This window comes from Peptostreptococcus sp. D1, from assembly GCF_900112955.1.
In the GTDB taxonomy this organism is placed as follows: Bacteria; Bacillota; Clostridia; order Peptostreptococcales; family Peptostreptococcaceae; genus Peptostreptococcus.
This window is the reverse complement of sequence record NZ_FONP01000009.1, coordinates 61,822-78,693: the sequence shown is the minus strand read 5'-3', so window position 1 is coordinate 78,693 and position 16,872 is coordinate 61,822. Positions and strand designations below refer to the sequence as shown.

9 protein-coding genes are annotated in these 16,872 nt (G+C 34.9%); 8 read left to right on the top strand and 1 reads right to left on the bottom strand.

Annotated features, from left to right (window positions below; all coding sequences use genetic code 11):
* Nucleotides 1–101: 101 nt before the first annotated feature.
* Complete coding sequence (locus BM120_RS07520; RefSeq protein ID WP_091994574.1) at nucleotides 102–1,469, bottom strand: SLC5/6 family protein; 1,368 nt, start codon at nucleotides 1,467–1,469, stop codon at nucleotides 102–104.
* 354 nt (nucleotides 1,470–1,823) lie between these two features.
* On the opposite strand from BM120_RS07520, the gene BM120_RS07515 reads away from it, so the two are divergent.
* The 8 genes from BM120_RS07515 (at nucleotide 1,824) to rpoC (ending at nucleotide 16,809) form a co-directional block, all read left to right on the top strand.
* A complete protein-coding gene (locus BM120_RS07515; RefSeq protein WP_091994572.1) occupies nucleotides 1,824–2,756 on the top strand; it encodes a metal ABC transporter solute-binding protein, Zn/Mn family in 933 nt (310 codons plus the stop codon).
* A 70-nt stretch (nucleotides 2,757–2,826) separates the two neighbouring features.
* A complete protein-coding gene (locus tag BM120_RS07510) occupies nucleotides 2,827–3,549 on the top strand; it encodes a metal ABC transporter ATP-binding protein (RefSeq protein WP_242941577.1) in 723 nt (240 codons plus the stop codon).
* Nucleotide 3,550: 1 nt separating this feature from the next.
* Entirely contained in the window at nucleotides 3,551–4,423 is an 873-nt protein-coding gene (locus BM120_RS07505) for a metal ABC transporter permease (RefSeq protein WP_091994571.1), read from the top strand.
* The gene (locus tag BM120_RS07500) at nucleotides 4,420–5,538 is read left to right on the top strand and encodes a metal ABC transporter permease (RefSeq protein ID WP_091994570.1); all 1,119 of its coding nucleotides are present in this window, start codon (nucleotides 4,420–4,422) and stop codon (nucleotides 5,536–5,538) included. Before BM120_RS07505 ends, BM120_RS07500 begins: the two co-directional genes overlap by 4 nt.
* Entirely contained in the window at nucleotides 5,538–6,185 is a 648-nt protein-coding gene (locus BM120_RS07495) for a metal-dependent transcriptional regulator (RefSeq protein ID WP_091994568.1), read from the top strand. Before BM120_RS07500 ends, BM120_RS07495 begins: the two co-directional genes overlap by 1 nt.
* A gap of 261 nt (nucleotides 6,186–6,446) precedes the next feature.
* Nucleotides 6,447–9,002, top strand: a complete 2,556-nt coding sequence (locus BM120_RS07490; protein WP_091994567.1) for a cell wall-binding repeat-containing protein — start codon at nucleotides 6,447–6,449, stop codon at nucleotides 9,000–9,002.
* Between the two features lie 518 nt (nucleotides 9,003–9,520).
* Nucleotides 9,521–13,222, top strand: a complete 3,702-nt coding sequence (rpoB, locus tag BM120_RS07485) for a DNA-directed RNA polymerase subunit beta (protein ID WP_177187403.1) — start codon at nucleotides 9,521–9,523, stop codon at nucleotides 13,220–13,222.
* Nucleotides 13,223–13,299: 77 nt separating this feature from the next.
* Nucleotides 13,300–16,809 carry a DNA-directed RNA polymerase subunit beta' gene (rpoC, locus tag BM120_RS07480; RefSeq protein ID WP_091994565.1) on the top strand — a complete coding sequence of 1,170 codons (3,510 nt, stop codon included), beginning with the start codon at nucleotides 13,300–13,302 and terminating at the stop codon, nucleotides 16,807–16,809.
* Nucleotides 16,810–16,872 lie beyond the last annotated feature (63 nt).

The following is a 16,872-nucleotide window of genomic DNA, read 5'->3' as shown; positions in this document are numbered from 1 at the left end:
AACAATGAAACGATAAAAAAAACCGACCTCTATGAAGCTGGAAGAGATGCATACAATTGTGAATATACATCTGTTATCATTCTTCTTAGGGTCGGTATTTTTTATTTATTTTTAAAAATCAGTCCTGGAACCAAGTATCCAATTGTGCAAATTATAAGTCCATAGAAGTTTACACCCAAAAGTAATGCATTTTTGCCAGTTCCGATTCCGAAATATGAAGGGATGATTCCAATTGTCATTGCTAGTCCCAAAAAAATTCCTGTCCAAAAACTAATATGAAAGCCTAATTTTGTCGGCTTCACAAATCCATGAAGCAAAAATACTGGAGCTAGTCCAATTACCATTGTTCCAGAAATCGTAGTGGCCTTCAGTATATCGGTACCAAAAATCATTGGGAGATTCCCTACTACAGCTATTACAAGCATGACAATCATACCGATAGTCCTTGATTTATTACCTAGATCAATACCTTTCATGCGAGGCAGGTCATATGCTGAAAGCTTTGCAAGGCTAGAAAATGTGGAATCCAATGTTGATCCAGCAGCAGAAACCATTACTACAATCATTAAGAAATATGCAGTAGTACCCAATGTTTTACCTAAATCGGCAGGAACGTTGTCAGATAGCGGTATTCCAGCAAGGGAAGAATGTATTCCTATAAAGCTGAAAACAACAATAGCTATAAAGCCAAGTATTCCTGAAACGAAAAAAGCTTTCAACATAACCTTTTCGTTTGAGATGAATCCTCTATCGGTAAGCACCGGATCATGAAATGGATAGCTAAAAATCTGTAAAGCGGAAACTAAAAGCATATCTACACCTGCATCCATTTTCCAATTTCCAGTAGATAATAATTCTCCAACTGAATGCTTCGGCAGCACTAATCCAACTACCCATGCGACAAAAAAAACGAATATTATAGCCTGAATAGTGTCAGTCACAATTGAGCTTCTAAGTCCACCCTTCATTGAATATACTAGGGTTATTATTGTAAAAATTACTGCTGAAAATATAAAGGCATTGCTTCCAGATGGACCATAGTATCCTCCCACCACAGAAGTATTACTCCACACTTCGTTAAATAAACGTATTAATATTGCAGCAGAAAATGCGATTGCGGCTCCTTTTCCATAATTATCAGTTAAAAAGCTAACCAATCCAGTTGCAGCGTATTTTTTTCTGAGTCTGTATATTGCAAGCCCAGCCAGTGGTATGCATAGCCAATACGTAGCGTATGCCACACCTCCAACAATACCATAGGTAGCACCTAAATTTGCTGCATTTGTAACGGATTTTGCAAATATCCAGCTTATAAATATGCTCGCTGTAAGCATAAAAGCAGATGCTTCTTTTCCGGAATCATCTTCTCCTCTGAAAAAACCACCTAGTGTGTTTACCTTTGGTGTGAGAAACATCATTATGATTCCATATACAATCAAAAAGCCCCAAAATAAAACTCCTGTACTCATAAAATTTCCTTTCTTTAATATTTGTTTTTAAAAATATTGTTACAGAATCTAATAATAACATTTTTTTTTGTGTGTATCAAGCTTTTTGGCAGTAATTATGCAGTGATTATATTATTATTTTTCAATTCGTTTTTCTTATACCTTTAATTTCAATATTGTATTTTATTTCTTCGATATAAATGCAATTAACCTATTGTATTTTTGACTATCGACTGCTTATTCAAATCGTTTGGTCCCATAAATTAGTATAAGTCTAAGATTAATTGAAAAATATTTTCAATAAAGTATTGATTTTAGTCGAAATAAATGTTATTATTAGATTGAACTAAAAAATAAAATTATAGGAGGCTAACTATGAAAAAGGTTTTATCATTAGTAACGGTATTTTGTATGGTTTTAGTATTTGCAGTAGGATGTGGTAACAAAGCATCTGAAAATAAGGATGCTACGGGAAAGAAAAATGTGGTTGTCACAACTTCATTTTTGGGAGACATGGTAGAGCAAATAGCAAAGGATAAGGTTAATGTTGATGTTATTATACCTACAGGTGAGGATCCGCACTTGTATGTGGCAAAACCAGAGGATTTGAATAAAATCAAAAATGGAGATTTAATACTATATCATGGCTTGCATTTTGAAGGTAAGATGCAAGAGGTTTTGGAAAAAAAGGGATCTGCGGTTGCAAAGAACTTTGGGGATAGCGAAGTAGGAAAGATGGAAGAAGATGGGCAAGAGGTAATAGACCCTCATTTTTGGTTTGATTTAAATTTGTATAAAAAAGCCGTAGATGAAGCAAATACGCAGCTGTCTAGTTTATTGCCAGAATACAAGGATGAATTTGAAAAAAACACTGTTGAATACAAGGCAAAGCTTGATAAATTAAATGAGGAAAATAAGAATTTGCTTGGAGCTATTCCAAAGGAACATAGGTTTTTAATAACTCCACATGATGCATTCAATTATTTTTCGAGAATGTACGATATAGAGGTAGTTGCACCACAGGGAGTGAGCACAAGCTCTGAAGTAGCAAACAAGGATATTGAGAAAACTGCTGACTTTATAGTTAAAAATAAGGTAAAGGCTATTTTTTCTGAAAGTACAACAAATCCTGAGAGAATGAAAAAGCTTCAGGAAATTGTAAAATCAAAAGGATATGATGTGAAAATAGTAAGTGGTGAAGGTAAAGAGCTTTATTCAGATTCACTTGGTCCAAAGGGAAGTGATGGAAGCACATTTATAGATATGTATAGACATAATGTGAAATTGATTCATGATAATTTAAAGTAAATATATTATTTGTAGAAAGTTCTCCTTCCAAGGAGAACTTGTTCTATATAGTGAAGAGGAGAGTAATAATTTGTCAGAAAGAGAAATTGTAGTAAAGGTTGAAGATATGACTATGGCATATTCAGATATACCTGTCGTATGGGATGTTGATGTGGATTTTGTAAGGGGGTCAATAACGGCGATAATAGGACCTAATGGTGCAGGAAAATCCACTCTATTAAAAGGAATGCTAAATTTGATGAAGCCAATAACAGGGAGAACATATTTTTGGGGAAAGGAGTTTAAGGAGATTAGAAATAAGGTTGCCTATGTACCACAGAAGGAATCTGTTAACTGGGATTTTCCAATATCCGTGCTTGACGTGGTAATGATGGGGAGATATGCTGGTAAAGGTATAATTCACAGGGTAAGTAGGTCGGACAGAGAAAAAGCAATGAATTCATTGAGAGAAATGAAAATGGAAAAATTTGCTGATAGACATATATCAGATTTATCGGGGGGGCAAAAACAAAGGATATTTATAGCAAGGGCAATCAATCAAGATGCAGATCTGTATATAATGGATGAGCCCTTGGCTGGTGTCGATAAAAATACAGAACAGATAATAATGGAGAAATTCAGGGAATTTCAAAAAAATGGAAAGACTGTAATAGTGGTTCATCATGATATGAATACCTTGATGGAGTATTTTGATCATGTGGTTGTTGTAGATAAGGTAATAAAGGGTCAGGGGCTATGCAGTCAAGTTTTCAAGGATGTAACGCCGATGGAATGGATGACTAGGAGGAAATAATATGGAGGTATTAGCAAGCTATTCATTTATGATAATATCCGTTGGAACAATATTTTTGGCAATTTCCTCGGCGATAATAGGGGCGCTGAATTTGTACAAGGGTCAAAGTCTGATAGGTGATGCGATTGGACATTCTACATTTCCTGGAGTAGTTTTGGCATTTATGATATTTCAGTCAAGAGAGCCATTTATGCTTTTCATTGGGGCTATGGTTACAGGTGGGATAAGCTATTTTCTTATCCAATTGTCGTCGAAAAATTCCAAAGTAAGATTAGATGCGAATTTAGCGATTTTTTTATCAGGCTTCTTTGGGTTGGGAATGGTTCTTAAAAGTATTATTCAAGGCAATGCCAGTTATCAAAATGCATCTCAGTCTGGTTTGGAAAATTATATTTTTGGTCAGGCGGCATATATGCTGGAAAAGGATGTAAAGCTTATTATAGTAGTTTCCGTGTTTGTTATTACATTGTTTGTATTGTTTAGAAAGCAGTTGATTGCTGTGATATTTGATAGAGAATTTGCAAAGACGATAGGGGTAAATACAAGGCTAGTTGATTCGATTTTGCTGTTGATGACAATTGCACTTGTAAGTGTAGGATTGAAGGCAGTGGGTTCAATATTGATAAGCTCATTTCTCATATTACCATGTGTGGCAGCGAATCATTGGAGTAAAAAATTTGGTGTTGTATTGATTATTTCTTCTTTTATAGCAGGTATTTCGGCAATTATTGGTGCATATTTTAGTTCAATATACAATGGGTTGAGCACAGGTCCAACAATAATATTGATAATGGGACTCATGACCTTGATTTCGATGGTTGTTGGGAAATATGGCATTTTGAGAGGAAGATATAGATTGGAGAATAAAAGATGATAGATTCATATTTAGTGCTGCTGATAACATCGATTTGTTGTAGCTTATTAGGTGTTTTCTTAGTTTTAAGGGATATGTCCATGATAGCAGATGCAATTGCACACTCAGTGTTATTGGGAATTGTAATTGCATTCTTTATAACTCAGGACATTGGCTCAATGTGGCTATTAGTGGGTGCAGCTATATTTGGGGTTATTACTGTGGCGGTTATTGAATTGATTGGAAAAAGCAGAAGAGTTGCAAGAAGTGATGCAATAGGTGTTGTTTTTCCGATGTTTTTTTCACTTGCTGTGGTTTTGATAAGTAGGTATGCAAGGAATGTTCATATCGATACTGATGTAGTATTGATGGGAGAGGTGATATTTACATCACTTGATACAATGGAAATAGGAGGAATTATGCTTCCAACAGGATTTATAAAAATGTTGGTTATCACAATTATAAATATTATTTTTATATTTATATTCTACAAGCCATTAAAAATTTCCAGCTTTGATGAAGAATATGCTATTTTATTAGGAATACCAATCGGCATAATCTTTTATGGGTTTATGACTTTGACATCGCTGACAGCTGTTATGGCATTTGACTCGGTGGGAAGCATTTTAGTTTTGTCGTTTTTTATAACGCCGGCGGCAACCTCTTATATAATATCAAAGGATTTAAAAGGAATGCTTATTTTCAGTGTGATATTTTCTATAATAAATTGTACAATAGGAACTATTTTAGCTATTTATTTAAACTCATCATTGACTGGAATGTGTGCTTTTGTAGGCATGATGATATTTATTATTGTAGTTGTGTTGAACAAGAAGGGTATACTGTTTAATTATATGAGAAATAAAAAAACATTGTCGAAAGTGAGATATGATATGTTTGTGATACATATTGGAAATCACTTGGGCGATGGGACGAGCAACTCTGAAAATAGGATATCTAGCATACATAATCATCTAGTGTGGAGCAAAAAAGCACTAAAAGATACAGCTCGACATCTTGTAAATAATGGTATAATATACATAAGTGATGATGAATACAAATTGACTGATGAGGGAATAAAAAGATACAATTTTTTACAAAAACATTACAAGCTAGATAAACAGGAGGTATTCTAATGAATGCGAGTTGGCAAGATTACATGGTAGCTATTTTTGAGATTAATGAAATTGAGGCTATTGCAACGAATAAATTGATAAGTGAAAAGCTAGGTATTTCCCCACCATCCGTTACTGATATGATAAAAAAAATGAAGCTGGAGGGGCTGGTTTCTGTGGAAAAAGGGGCAGTGATATTGACGGAGCTTGGGCATGAGGAAACAAAAAAAATAATATCCAAGCATAGATTATGGGAGTACTTTCTTAGAAGTAAGCTGAATTATTCGTGGGTTGATGTTCATGATGAAGCTAAATCGTTGCAATACATAACCTCGGATGACCTTATGGATCGGTTAAACATGTTTTTGGGGTGTCCTGTTTGTTGTCCTCATGGGGGACAAATTTATTTAAATATTGGAGATGAAAAAACGAACTTTCTCTGTATTGATGATATAAAGAAAGGTGACATGATCAAAATAGAGCGATTTTCAGATGATAAAGATTTACTCGAATATATGGATAGAAAAAATATAAAGCTGGGAGATGTGTTTGAGGTTGAGGAGATAGATAGCTTTGATAATAATATGTGCCTTAAATCGTCGGGTGGCAATAGAATAATTGTTGGTGCTAAGGCTTTTGGAAAAATATTCATATCTTTTTATGAATAAATATTTTATAATTTATGAATAGATGCTTACATAATATATAGCATACATTTTATAGAAAAAAACAATACTAATAGATTGAAGGATTAAATATATCTATTTTGATGTTAATGTTGTAGATAGTAAGAATCCAATGGTATAAAATAGGTATTAGTACAGTTTAATTTATTGATCAATCTATATTAGATACGGAGGAATTAAGAGTATTATGTATTGTTTTAGCAAGAAAAGCAAAAAAAATTATTTTCGATTTCTGCATTAATATTGCCATTATTTTTTGGTACAGGATGGACTCAAAATAAAGTAATTAAAATATCTGGTGTTGATAGGTATGAAACAGCAGCGAAGATATCCGAATATAAATATAGAAAAGGTGGAATGGTATTGATAGCATCAGGAGAGACACCATTTGATGCGATTAGTAGTGGTCCATTAGTAATACAAGAAAAAGGGATAATACTATTAGTAAAAGAAAATGAAATACCAAAAACAATAGAAAAAGAGTTGGAAAGAGTGAGTCCAGACAAATTAGTATTGGTTGGTGGAGAAAATACAATATCAAAGAAAACAGAAAATGAGCTGAGAAAATATGGAAGTATAGTGAGGTTAGATGGAAAGGATAGATATGAAACCTCCAAGAAGATAAAAGAATATAAGGAAAATATAAACAAAAATTCTAATAAGGTTGGAGTTGCTAGTGGAAATAATTATGTAGATGCATTGGTTTCTGCTCCATTTCTGGGCTCAGAGGGAAGTCTAATACTTACAGCTGAGAATATAATCGAAGAAAATATTAGCTATGTATTTGGTGGCGAAAAAAGTATTGTGGGCTATACTGGAGCAAATCGATTTGCTGGAATAGACAGATATGAAACATCAATAAAAGTAGCTGAAGAAATTACTAAAAATCAAAAAAATATGCCGATAATAATAGCCTCAGGAGAAGCTTATCCAGATGCTCTTTCTGCATCTACAATAAGCTCCGATACAAAATATCCGATAGTATTGGTAAAGAAAAATGAAATACCAGCATCAGTAGAAATGTATATTAGAAGCCACAAACCAACTAAGGTGTATATTATAGGTGGTGAAAATTCTATTTCTGAAAAATGTATAGGACAAATAAATAAATTAATTGAAAAAGGTGAAGCTTCAAGAAGCAATATTACTATAGGTGTTAGTGGTAGTAATAATACTCAGACTAACAGAGATGAAAATGAAAAAGTGATTTTTGGAGATGAAAGGGTAAAGGCGGAAGTAAAAAAAGCATTTTTAGATAAAGTAAATTTGATAGATATAAGCAAGGTAATAAAAAAAGAAGATATAGTGAATTTTGAACCAACAATAAAGGCTATGAGGAATCTAAGAAAGCTTGATGTGTCAAATATATTTGATGATAATTTTGATGCTTATTATCCAAAAACGATAAAGGGAATTGAAGAAGCTGTGAACCTAGAGAGTCTTCATATGACAGGACTAAGGTCAGCTGATATAAATAGAATATCCAAATTAACAAAGTTAAGAGAGTTAAATATATCAAGAAATGAGATTGATAACGCAGACTTCGTAAATAAATTGACAAATTTGGAAAAGCTGATAGTAACTAACAATAAGCTGAAAAATTTGGATTTTATTAAGAATAACAAGAAAATTAAAGTCTTGACTGCAACCTCTAATAATTTAGATGATATAAACGGAGTGTCGGAGCTGGCTAATTTAGAAGAATTAAGGTTGAATGATAACAAGATTGATGATGTTACTCCAATAAAAAATCTAAAAAAATTGATAAAAATAGACTTGAGTGGAAATCAAATAAAATCCATAGACAATATAGGAGAAAAACCAGAATTAGAGGAGCTATACTTGACGGGAGATTATGTAGGTCCATTTGAAGAGCCCCAAATGACGGGGAATTGTATAGAAAATATTAAACCTTTAGCTGAAATGAAAAAATTGAAAATTTTATATCTTCAAGATTTAAGATTAATAAGTGATTTAAAACCGTTATCAGGGTTGAAAAGCTTACAACAATTGACGGTTAGAAATAATAAAATATCAGATGTGACACCATTATCAAATTTGACTAATTTAAAGTGGCTACATTTATATAAAAATAATATATCTGATATCAGCTCGCTTTCAAATCTTACAGAGCTAATTGAGTTTAATTTTGCCGTAAATAGGATAGAAAATATTGATGTTGTTAGAAATATGAAAAAATTAGCAACGTTGATGGGATATGAAAATAAAATAACGGATATAAGTCCTATTATGGATTTAGATACATTGGAAAATTCCTTGTCAGTTCCTGATGACTTAGGATCAGATATGGAATCAATCGGTATGGTAAATTTGACTAGGAATAAAATAGTAGATCATTCTCCTATTAGTAGCATCTTTTCTAAAGACTTTCATGGAAGATATTCGTTTGTCATGGAAAGAGCCAAGGCTGAATTGGAAAATATCTCATATGAAGAAAATGGAAATAGCTCAATAATTTCAGTTGAAAATCCATTGAAGGGACCAGATGGCAGTGTTATCACTGAAATCTTTATGGAAGAAAAAGAAATAAACGAAGATGAAGTAAACGAAATAAAGGATTTTTATTCATATGCCAATGGTATAATTGGAAAACAAAAAGAGGATAATATCCAAATAGAGGCAATTGGTAATGTAATAAAAATAACTATACCAAAGGAAAAGGTGAAGGATGGAAGGTTAAATGTGATGATTCCATATGAAAAAATCTATTATACGGAGGATTTCGAAAGAGATCCGTTTAGTGGAGTTCTTGAGATGAATATAAATATAACAAATTAGCCTTTTTTCTTAAATCTAAATATTGATTAAATTGTGTTAAAATTCCTGTTGAGAAAAAATCTTGCAGGAATTTTTTAAAATAAAAAAACTTTCTTGTTAGTGTAGCATATGTGTTGACAGATAAGAATTTTTAAAATAAAAAAACTTGAAAAAATATTGAAATTGGGACAAAAATGTGATAAAATAATATACTGCTTTATAATGAGTAATTGTGCATTTTTTTAATGTTAACAAAAAATTACAGTTACATTTCTATTAACTTTTTTATGGTTAGTTTTGTATGTCATTTAATTAATTCATGTGATTATATGTGATAAATGGCAATAAAAACAGATATTTTGTTAAAAATTTACAGTAAATAAAGTGGGCTTGCGAGGGTAAATTTCTGTTGCATTTAATTACATTAGCGAGGTGGATTTTTTGCTGTATAACTCATAAATTAACAAATGCAATAAATTTAATTTAGTGAGGTGAAAGTAGTGATACCACATCCAGTCACGATTGGAAAAAGGGAAAGAATGAGCTTTTCCAAAATAAAGGAAATAGCCGATGTACCAAATCTTATAGAAATTCAAGTGGATTCTTACGAGTGGTTTTTAAAAGAAGGACTAAAGGAAGTATTTACAGATATTTCTCCGATAGAGGATTACACAGGTAATTTGATTTTGGAGTTTGTCGATTACTCACTTGATGAAAAGCCAAAGTATGATATTGAAGAGTGTAAAGAAAGGGATACAACCTATTGTGCACCTTTGAAAGTAAAGGTTAGACTTATCAATAAGGAAACTGGAGAAATAAAGGAGCAGGAAGTGTTTATGGGAGATTTCCCTTTAATGACTGATAGAGGAACCTTTATCATAAACGGAGCTGAGAGAGTTATCGTTTCTCAGTTGGTTAGATCTCCAGGAGTTTACTATTCAGAGGAAAGAGATAAAACAGGTAATAGATTGATATCTTCTACTGTAATCCCAAACAGAGGGGCTTGGTTGGAATATGAAACTGATTCATCAGGAATTATTTCTGTAAGAGTTGACAGGACAAGAAAGCAGCCGGTTACAGTATTACTGAGAGCGTTGGGAATTGGCTCTGATGCTGAAATTCTTGAGCTATTAGGTAATGATGAGAGATTGAGATTAACACTTGAAAAGGACAACACTAGTAATGTAGATGAAGGCTTGATCGAGATATATAAAAAGCTGAGACCAGGTGAGCCTCCTACTGTTGAGAGTGCTTCATCCTTACTAAATTCATTGTTCTTTGATCACAAGAGATATGACCTGGCAAAGGTAGGTAGATACAAATTCAACAAAAAATTGGCTCTACGTTATAGAATAATGGATAAGCTGGCAGCTAGAGATATTGTGAATACAGAAACAGGAGAAGTTTTTGTAAAGGCTGGAGATAAGATTACTCTAGATGTTGCAAAGGAAATACAGAATTCAGGTATTAATTATGCTTGGATAAAGATAGATGATGAAAGAGAAGTCAAGGTTATCGGGAACAACTTCGTAGATATTCAAGCTCATGTGGATTTTGATATTTCTGATTTGGGAATAAAAGAAGATGTTCACTATCCTACTCTAAAAGAAATTCTTGAAGGATATGAAACAGAGGATGAGATAAGAGAAGTAATCAGGACGAATATAAAGACGTTGATTCCAAAGCATATACTCCTTGATGACATAATAGCATCTATAAGCTATGAATTTGGTTTGTTCTATATTATAGAAGGTAAGGATAGAGTTGGTAATGTTGACGATATTGACCATCTTGGAAACAGAAGAATAAGATGTGTTGGTGAATTATTGCAAAACCAGGTTAGAATTGGTTTTTCAAGAATGGAAAGAGTAATAAAGGAAAGAATGACTGTTCAGGATATGGATACTATTACTCCTCAAGCTCTTGTAAACATTAGACCAGTTTCTGCGGCTATTAAGGAATTTTTTGGTAGCTCACAGCTTTCGCAGTTCATGGATCAGACTAATCCATTGTCAGAGCTGACACATAAGAGAAGACTTTCAGCTCTTGGACCAGGTGGCTTGTCAAGAGAAAGAGCTGGCTTTGAGGTGCGTGATGTTCATCATTCACACTATGGAAGAATGTGTCCTATAGAAACGCCTGAAGGTCCAAATATAGGTTTGATAAACTCACTGTCAACTTATGCAAAGATAAATGAATACGGATTTATTGAATCTCCATATAGAAAATATGACAAAGTAAACAAAGTAGTTACTGATGAAATTCATTATTTGACAGCAGATGAAGAAGATCTTTATGTAAGAGCACAGGCAAATGAACCACTTGACGAAAATGGTAGGTTTGTAAACAAAAGAGTAATCTGTAGAACTGTTCTTGGTGCCGTTGAATTAGTTTCAGAGGATAGAGTTGACTACATGGATATATCACCTAAGCAGGTTGTATCCGTTGCTACAGCTATGATTCCATTCCTTGAAAATGACGATGCCAACAGAGCGTTGATGGGATCAAACATGCAGCGTCAGGCAGTTCCGCTTGTCAGAAGAGAAGCTCCTATTATAGGTACTGGTATCGAATATAGAGCGGCAAAGGACTCTGGTGCTGTTGTCGTTTCAAAAAATAGTGGTATTGTTGATAGAGTTTCGGCAGATGAAATTATAATAAAGAAGGACAATGGCGACAAAGATAGATATAAGCTATTAAAGTTCAAGAGATCAAACTCTGGTACTTGTATAAATCAAACTCCAATTGTCAGCAAGGGTGAAAGAGTCGAAGCTGGAGATGTAATTGCGGATGGTCCAGCAACTGATCTTGGTGAAATAGCTCTTGGTAGAAACTGTTTGATAGCATTTATGACTTGGGAAGGCTATAACTATGAAGATGCCGTTTTGATTAATGAGAGATTGATAAAGGAAGATAGATTATCCACAATCCACATCGAGGAATATGAATGTGAAGCCAGAGACACAAAGCTTGGTCCAGAAGAAATTACAAGAGACATACCAAATGTCGGTGAAAATGCAATAAAGAATTTGGACGAAAGAGGAATTATTAGAATAGGTGCGGAAGTAGATTCTGGAGATATACTAGTAGGTAAGGTTACTCCAAAGGGTGAAACAGAGCTTACTGCTGAGGAAAGATTGTTGAGAGCCATATTTGGTGAAAAAGCAAGAGAGGTTAGAGATACATCGCTTAAGGTTCCTCATGGTGAGTCCGGTATCATAGTTGATATCAAAATATTTACCAGAGATAATGGCGATGATTTATCTCCAGGTGTAAATGAGCTTGTAAGATGCTATATAGCGAAGAAGAGAAAGATCAAAGTAGGAGACAAGATGGCTGGTCGTCATGGTAATAAGGGGGTTATATCAAGAGTATTACCTGAGGAAGATATGCCGTTTATGGAAGATGGAACTCCTATGGATATAGTTCTTAATCCACAGGGTATACCTTCTCGTATGAATATCGGTCAAGTTCTTGAGGTTCACCTTGGTTTGGCGGCTAAAAAATTAGGATGGTATGTTGCCACTTCAGTATTTGATGGAGCAAACGAATACGATATAATGGATGCCCTTGAATTTGCAGGATATCCAAGAGATGGTAAATTGCAGCTATTTGATGGTCGTACAGGTGAAACCTTCGACAATAGAATCACTGTGGGATATATGTACTACTTGAAATTGCATCACTTGGTTGATGACAAGCTACATGCAAGAAGTACAGGACCATATTCTCTAGTAACTCAGCAGCCACTTGGTGGTAAGGCTCAGTTCGGAGGTCAGAGATTCGGTGAAATGGAAGTTTGGGCATTGGAGGCTTACGGAGCTTCTCATATTCTTCAGGAAATACTGACAGTTAAGTCAGATGACGTTAAGGGTAGAGTTGAAACTTACGAAGCCATAGTTAAGGGAGAAAATATTCCTGAACCAGGTATGCCGGAGTCATTTAGAGTTCTTATGAAAGAGCTGCAGTCATTATGCTTGGATGTCAGTGCGTTAGACCAAGATGGTTTAGCTATAGATATCAAGGAATCTGTAGATGAAGAAGGACTTGAAGAATTTAAAATAGAAAGCGTGATACCGGATGATATTGGAGATACTCATATGATTGAAGAGGTCGAGGCTGATGAATTTGATGAAAATGAGGAAGATATGTTCAATGATGAGGAAATCGACAATGGTATAGACGAGGAAATTGATGAATTCATAGAAGATGATTATGATGACTATGACGAAGAATTTTAATTTCAGGTAAGTAAATAGGCAAAGGATTGAAAAATAAATTTTAATAATATATGAATCGAAAGAAGGGAGAGAACTCCTTGTTTGAATTAAATAATTTTGAGTCGATAAAGATAGGTTTGGCTTCTCCAGAGAGAATTAGACAGTGGTCAAGAGGGGAAGTAAAGAAACCAGAAACAATAAATTATAGAACTTTGAAGCCAGAAAAAGATGGTTTGTTCTGTGAAAGAATTTTCGGACCTACAAAGGACTGGGAGTGTCATTGTGGGAAGTACAGACGTGTCAGATATAAAGGTGTAGTTTGTGATAGATGTGGTGTTGAAGTAACAAAGTCAAAGGTAAGAAGAGAGAGAATGGGTCATATAGAATTGGCAGCACCAATGTCTCATATTTGGTACTTTAAAGGGATACCATCTAGGATGGGCTTGCTATTAGATATGTCTCCTAGATCTCTTGAAAAAGTATTATATTTTGCTTCCTATGTTGTGACTAATCCAGGAGAAACTGGATTAGCGTACAAGCAGGTTTTGACTGAAAGAGAATACAGAAATGCCTTGGAAAAATATGGATATGAGTTTGAAGTGGGTATTGGTGCAGAAGCAGTGAAGAAGCTTTTGGAGGATATTGATCTTGAAGCTCAGTCTGTTGAATTAAGAGCTGATTTAAAGGATGCTACTGGACAGAAGAGAGTGAGAACAATCAGACGTCTTGAAGTAGTGGAGGCTTTCAAAAAGTCAGGAAATAAGCCAGAATGGATGATTCTTGAAGCTATTCCGGTGATACCTCCAGATTTAAGACCTATGGTTCAACTGGATGGTGGTAGATTTGCAACCTCTGATTTGAATGATTTATACAGAAGAGTAATCAATAGAAATAATAGATTGAAGAGACTTCTTGAATTAGGTGCTCCAGAAATCATAGTAAGAAATGAAAAGAGAATGCTTCAAGAAGCTGTTGATGCATTGATAGATAATGGTAGACGAGGTAGACCAGTAACTGGTCCAGGAAACAGACCACTTAAGTCGCTATCAGATATGCTAAAAGGTAAGCAAGGGCGTTTCAGACAGAATTTGCTAGGTAAGAGAGTTGATTACTCAGGGCGTTCTGTTATTGTAGTTGGACCGGAGCTTAAATTCTATCAGTGTGGTCTTCCAAAGAAAATGGCATTGGAGCTATTCAAACCATTTGTTATGGACAAATTGGTAGAAAAAGGATATGCACATAATATTAAGAGTGCAAAAACTATCGTAGAAAAAGTAAAGCCAGAGGTATGGGATGTGTTGGAAGAGGTTATTAAGAGCCATCCAGTTTTGCTTAATCGTGCACCTACTCTACATAGACTTGGTATTCAGGCGTTTGAGCCAGTATTGGTAGAGGGTAAGGCAATAAAACTACATCCATTGGTTTGTACAGCATACAATGCTGACTTTGACGGTGACCAGATGGCTGTTCACGTTCCATTGTCTGTGGAAGCTCAGGCCGAAGCTAGATATTTGATGCTGTCAGTAAATAATATACTTGCTCCAAAGGATGGTGCACCTATTACCACTCCTTCACAGGATATGGTTCTTGGTTCATATTATTTGACCATAGAGGCTCAGGAAGGAGCAAAGGGTACTGGATCGATATTTAAGGATTATAATGAATTACTGCTTTCATATTTTAATCACAAGGTTGAGCTACACGCTTTGGTTAAAATGAGAAAAACATTGCCAGATGGTAGAAGCTCATTGATAGAAAGTACAGTTGGCAGATTTATATTCAATGAAGGTATACCTCAGGATTTAGGCTTTGTTGATAGAGAAAGGGATCCTTTTAGCTTGGAAGTTGATTTCTTGGCTGACAAAAAGAAATTAGGAAAGATAATTGACAAGTGCTTTAGAAAGCATGGAAATACAAAAACTGCAGAGCTTCTTGACTATGTAAAGAGCATGGGATATAAGTATTCGACTGTTGGTGGAATAACTGTTGCAGTTGCAGATATGGACATTCCAGAAGCGAAATATACTTACTTGAAGGAAGCAGAGGATTTAGTAGATAAATATGAAAAAGCCTATAGAAGAGGTCTTATTTCAAACGATGAAAGATATGAAAAAGTTATTGAAACATGGACAGCTACTACGGACAAGGTTACAGATGCACTGATGGATGGTCTTGACAGAATGAATAATATATTTATCATGGCTCACTCTGGAGCCAGAGGTTCCAAAAACCAGATTAGACAGCTTGCAGGTATGCGTGGTCTGATGGCGAATGCCTCTGGTAAAACAGTGGAAATCCCAGTTAAATCTAACTTCCGTGAGGGTCTTTCAGTTATGGAATACTTTACATCTTCTCATGGTGCCAGAAAGGGTCTTGCCGATACAGCGCTTCGTACTGCCGACTCTGGATATTTGACAAGAAGATTGGTAGACGTAAGTCAGGACGTTATCGTGAGAGATATGGATTGTGGAACTACTGAAACTACTGAAATTTTCGCAATTAAGGATGGAAATGAAGTAATTGAAGAATTGAGAGATAGAATTATTGGTAGATATACTATTGAACCAATTGTAGATCCAAATACAGGTGAAGAAATAGTAGGTGCTGATCAAATGATTCTTGAAGATGATGCAGATAGAATTGTAGATGCTGGAATCGAGTCAATAAAAATTAGAACTGTATTGAATTGTAAGACTGAACACGGTGTTTGTGCTAAGTGTTACGGTAGAAATCTTGCAACAGGTAAGCCAGTAAATATTGGTGAGGCAGTAGGTATTATAGCAGCGCAGTCAATTGGTGAGCCGGGTACACAGCTTACAATGCGTACTTTCCATACAGGTGGGGTTGCCGGCGGAGATATTACACAGGGGCTTCCTAGAGTTGAGGAGCTTTTCGAAGCTCGTAAACCAAAGGGGCTTGCTATTATATCGGAAATCACTGGTACAGTTGAAATAGACGAAGCTGGAAAGAGAAAAGAAGTTATCGTAACTCCTGAAGCTGGCGAATCAGAAGTATATCAGATACCATATGGTTCTAGAATCAGAGTAAAAAACGGTGCTTTCATAAAGGCTGGAGAACCTATTACGCAAGGATCTATCAATCCACATGATATAATCAGAGTAAATGGAATTGGTGGAGTACAGGATTATATAGTAAAGGAAGTTCAAAGAGTTTATAGACTTCAAGGGGTTGATATCAATGACAAGCATATAGAGGTCATAGTTAGACAGATGCTTTCAAAGGTTAAGGTTGAGGATCCAGGTGATACTGATTTATTGCCAGGTGGATATGAAGATGTACTCAACTACAATAGGAGCAATGCAATGGCTGAAGAAAGAGGAGAAAGACCTGCCACTGCAAAGAGAGTATTGCTTGGTATAACAAAGGCGTCTCTTGCTACTGAGTCATTCTTATCAGCAGCCTCATTCCAGGAAACTACTAGAGTATTAACAGATGCAGCAATCAAGGGTAAAGAAGACCATTTGATTGGTCTAAAAGAAAATGTAATTCTTGGTAAGCTAATTCCAGCAGGTACTGGAATGAAGAAGTACAGAAATATTGCTATTGAAAAAGAAGAAATTGAGATTGAAGAAGCTGAACAGGCTTAATAAAATCTAATTTAGCTTTTGTAAGGCACCTAGGACAGCTCTTAGGTGCCTTTATATGTTAGG